This is a genomic window from Oleiphilus sp. HI0132 (assembly GCF_001635845.1).
The window spans coordinates 1-959 of record NZ_LWGJ01000559.1; the positions used below are offsets into that span (position 1 = coordinate 1).

Consider the following 959-nt stretch of genomic DNA (forward strand, 5'->3'; position numbering starts at 1 on the left):
TTTTTAGAGCAGTTACTCTAAACATCCACTCTACAACTTTGCGAATTACGATTAGGTATTGTCATGTTATTTTCTTTAAAAGTTCAATATTACAAAGGTCTAGCAAAAGCACTAAAGGTCGCTGCAGCAGTCGTTCCGATGCCAAAGCCAACGCTTTTCACTGGTGCAGACTCCTCACTGGAATTATGCGATGCTATTGGCCAACTAGGCATTAAAAAGCTAATGATTGCGACCGATGAAGTACTCGTCAGCATCGGACTAATCGACAAAATCAAAGCTCGCTTGGAAGAACTTGACATCAAATACGTAATCTACGACGGCATTCTTCCTGACCCAACCTATGATCAGGTACAAGCAGGTCTAGACTTATTAAGAAACAACAACTGCGAAGCAATTCTTGCCGTAGGCGGTGGCTCACCGATTGATGCAAGCAAGGCTATCGCAGCACGCGCAACAAATGACAAGCCATTAGAGAAGATGGCCGGCTTATTCAAGTTACGTAAAGCACCTTTGCCACTATTCGCCATCCCGACAACTGCAGGCACTGGCTCAGAAGTAACCATCGTGTCTGTCGTATCAGACCCTGAAACCCATCAAAAGACACCTATCATTGACCCTAAACTGGTACCCATGATGGCCGCTTTAGACGGCGCAATGATGCTAGGCCTACCTGCTGCAGTGACGGCTGCAACCGGAATGGACGCACTGACTCATGCGATTGAGTCTTACATTTCAGTTAATGCTACCGATGAGACCGACGCTTACGGAACAGCTGCTACACGTCTAATCATGGAAAATCTTGAAACAGCAGTGAAAGATGGCAGCAACCTGGAAGCTCGACAAAATATGGCTATGGCGTCTTACTATGCTGGCCTGGCTTTCACCAAAGCGAGCGTAGGCTATGTTCACGCCATCGCCCACAACTTTGGTGCGTATTACTCTACACCACACGGTTTGGC

1 protein-coding gene is annotated in these 959 nt (G+C 46.7%); it reads left to right on the plus strand.

The features are described from left to right. Positions 1-63: 63 nt before the first annotated feature. Positions 64-959, plus strand: an 896-nt coding sequence (locus A3766_RS06945) for an iron-containing alcohol dehydrogenase (protein ID WP_068641984.1), incomplete at its 3' end; no start/stop codon positions are given.